Origin of the sequence: Galactobacter caseinivorans (assembly GCF_003640665.1) — a bacterium.
GTDB lineage: Bacteria > Actinomycetota > Actinomycetes > Actinomycetales > Micrococcaceae > Galactobacter > Galactobacter caseinivorans.
The window spans coordinates 1-3,101 of the sequence record NZ_QQXL01000013.1; the positions used below are offsets into that span (position 1 = coordinate 1).

The following is a 3,101-nucleotide window of genomic DNA, read 5'->3' on the forward strand; positions in this document are numbered from 1 at the left end:
GGGAAGTAGGTGAAGTTCTCGGGGATGAACACGTGTGGGTCCACCGGCATGTGGGGTTTGGTGGCTGGGTAGCTCAGGAATTGGCGCAGGTTGGTGGCGTGGAGTTCTAGCTCTTGGTTGAAGCGTTCGCGGTTCCAGCCCCAGTCGTTGCTGGTGGCGAGGCGGTACATGCCCATCTTGTACATGTCGTCGACGATGTAACGGATGGGGAGAATCACGTCTTTGTGTCCCCAGCCGGACCCCGGACTTTGAGGGGTGCCGATGTAGTCCCGGTTGAACTCATCCGGGTTGGTGAAGATCGGGTCTTCGATTTCTCGGCTGAGGGGGAAGTATGGAGTGTTGGTGCGGTTGAAGAGGTGGGCGTAGCCGGTGAGGTTCGCGTACTCGGCTGGCCACGCCAGCATGGATCGGCACATGCTGTTTGCTCCGCTGTGTCCCTGATCGGGCACTGAGCGGACCATCATTGCCTCGCAGAGGTACCGCACGGCCTCCTGGTACCCCAGGGTTGCCCACAGGTTCGCCATCTGGCCCATCTGCACGTATGTCAGGGGCTCATCGATGCCCATGTTCCCTGTGACCTTTTTCCGAATGAACTGGCGCACTCGCGGGTCAACGTCTTTGGGCACCGCGGCCAGGGCCGAGGTGATCAGGGAGTTATGAAGCTTCTCAGCTGCGCGATTCATGGGCATGGCGTCGGTGCTTCCTGAGGCAGGATCCGGTCCGGTTGGTTGAGGAGGATCCCGGGCGGGAGTGGGTTTCCTGTGGGGATGGGTGCGGGGAGGTGTTCCAGGCCGGGGAGGGGACGGGAGGGCTCGGGGCTGGGGACCGCATCCGTCGCGTGTTGGGCTGGGAAGTAGGTGAAGTTCTCGGGGATGAACACGTGTGGGTCCACCGGCATGTGGGGTTTGGTGGCTGGGTAGCTCAGGAATTGGCGCAGGTTGGTGGCGTGGAGTTCTAGCTCTTGGTTGAAGCGTTCGCGGTTCCAGCCCCAGTCGTTGGTGGTGGCGAGGCGGTGAATGCCCATGATCTCCATGTCGTCCAGAATGAACCGGATGGGAACGACGACGTCTTTGAAGCCCCAGGACGATCCCGGGGCTTGGGGGGTTCCCATGGTGCGTTGCCGGTAGTCACTGGGGTTGGTGAAGATGGGGTCGTCTACCTCGTCGCTGAGGGAGGAGGGTGGGGTGTTGGCGCGGTTGAAGAGGTGGGCGTAGCCTGTGAGATTTGCATATGCAGCCGGCCAGGCCAGCATCGCGCTGTCCAGACTATCCGGGGCGCGTATTCCTTCTTGCGAACCCAGCCGAACCATCAATGCTTCGAACAGGTAACGCATGGCGTCCTGGTACCCCAGGGCCGCCCAAAGGTTGGCCATGTGGCCCATCTCAAGCGTCGAGTTGACCTCATCGATGCCCAGAGTTTGCTTCACCTTTTTTCCCATAAACTGTCGCACCCGCCGGTCGGTGTCCTTGGGGACTGCAGCCAGAGCGGCGTCGATCAGCGAGCCATAGAGCTTGAGGTCTGCACGGTTCATGGGCATGGCGTCGGTGCTTCCTGAGGCAGGATCCGGTCCGGTTGGTTGAGGAGGATCTCGGGCGGGAGTGGGTTTCCTGTGGGGATGGGTGCGGGGAGGTGTTCCAGGCCGGGGAGGGGACGGGTGGGCTCGGGGCTGGGAATTGCTTCGGTCGCGTGTTGGACAGGCAAGTGCGTGAAGCCGTCCGGGATGAACACGTGTGGGTCCACCGGCATGTGGGGTTTGGTAGCTGGGAAGCCCAGGAACTGGCGCAGGTTGGTGGCGTGCAGCTCGAGCTCTTGGTTGAAGCGTTCCCTGTTCCAGCCCCAGTCGTTGGTGGTTGCCAGGCGGTGGATGCCCATGAATTCCATGTCGTCGAGGATATGTCGGATGGGGCGAATGACATCTTTATGCCCCCAACCCGTCCCCGGGATTTGGGGGGTCCCGATGTAGGCCCGATGAAATTCGCTCGGATCGGTGAAGAGTCGCCCCATAATCACCCGGCTGAGGGGGAAGGGTGGGGTGTTGGTGCGGTTGAAGAGGTGGGCGTAGCCTGTGAGGTTCGCATATTCAGCGGGCCACGCCATCATGGCGCTGTCCAGACTATTGGGCGCGAGCCTTCCGTCTTGTGAACTCACGCGGATCATCATGGCTCCGTACAGATGACGCATAGCGTCCTGGTACCCCAGAGCGGCCCAGAGGTTGGCCATGTAGCCCATCTCGACGGTTCCGTTGATCTCGTCTATGCCCATCGACTGCTTCATTCTTTTGCCCATGAACTGCCGCACCCGCCGGTCGGTGTCCTTGGGGACTGCAGCCAAAGCGGCGTCGACCAGCGAGCGGTAGAGCTTGAGGTCTGCACGGTTCATGGGCATGGCGACGGCCCCCTTGCCGCGGCGTTAGTCGGCGTTGATTTCACTGATGGGTGTGCCGGGCGGGAGGTCCTTGACCTGCTGGTACATCTGCCCAAAGAGTGCCCAGTGCACGCTGACGTCGGTCAGTTCCATGTTGTTCACGCTGGGGTCTCCGCCCAGGAACGGCGGCTGCTTGTATGAGGCGCAGTCGTCGAAGTTCAGGCCAAGGAGGCGATTGTTGCGGCAGAAGGTCTTGAACTGGTCGGGGTTAAAGAAGTCCTCGGCCTTGCGATCGCTCGTGATGAGGGTGATGAACTCGCCTGCGGTGGTGATGGCATCCAGTTCGCCGGTGCTGATGTCCGCGCGGACCACCACGGGACCTTCGGGGGTGACACCGGCCGCGTAGTGGCGGGCCAGCCAGTCTGTGGCGAAGACGGTGAGGCCCTCGGAGTCCTCGCCAAAGGCGTCTGCCAACTCCTCGGTGGCAGCTGGGCCGGTCTCGTCATTGTGGATGCGCAGCAGTCCGCGCCGCAGAGTCGCGCCTGCCCAAGCGTCTAACCCGTGGCCCAGCAACTCTGAGGCATACGGACGGGATTCGGGAAGGGTGGAAGTGGGCTTGAGTTTCATGAGTCCTACTCGCTCTCGTCGTCGTTGCTCTGGAGGTTGGTGGCCCAGGTGGTGAGGAGGGCTGCGTAGGAGGGGTAGGTGGGTCCGGTGGGGGGTGTGTTGGTGGTGAT

The 3,101-nt window shown here is 62.1% G+C and carries 4 protein-coding genes; all 4 read right to left on the minus strand.

The genetic code is table 11. The features are described from left to right. On the minus strand, window positions 1-689 hold a 689-nt coding region (locus tag DWQ67_RS13505), incomplete at its 3' end, for a hypothetical protein (RefSeq protein WP_147433706.1). Continuing rightward, entirely contained in the window at window positions 680-1,537 is an 858-nt protein-coding gene (locus DWQ67_RS13510; protein ID WP_121486139.1) for a hypothetical protein, read from the minus strand. The genes DWQ67_RS13505 and DWQ67_RS13510, both read right to left, overlap by 10 nt. Further along, on the minus strand, window positions 1,528-2,385 hold the full coding sequence (locus tag DWQ67_RS13515) for a hypothetical protein (protein ID WP_121486140.1): 858 nt from the start codon (window positions 2,383-2,385) through the stop codon (window positions 1,528-1,530). Before DWQ67_RS13515 ends, DWQ67_RS13510 begins: the two co-directional genes overlap by 10 nt. 24 nt (window positions 2,386-2,409) lie before the next feature. After that, complete coding sequence (locus DWQ67_RS13520; protein WP_121486141.1) at window positions 2,410-2,991, minus strand: T6SS immunity protein Tdi1 domain-containing protein; 582 nt, start codon at window positions 2,989-2,991, stop codon at window positions 2,410-2,412. Between the last annotated feature and the right edge of the window lie 110 nt (window positions 2,992-3,101).

Coding starts and splice junctions, on each gene's coding strand:
- DWQ67_RS13515 (WP_121486140.1), bottom strand. CDS start 2,385: ATGCCCATGAACCGTGCAGACCTCAAGCTCTACCGCTCGCTGGTCGAC.
- DWQ67_RS13520 (WP_121486141.1), bottom strand. CDS start 2,991: ATGAAACTCAAGCCCACTTCCACCCTTCCCGAATCCCGTCCGTATGCC.
- DWQ67_RS13510 (WP_121486139.1), bottom strand. CDS start 1,537: ATGCCCATGAACCGTGCAGACCTCAAGCTCTATGGCTCGCTGATCGAC.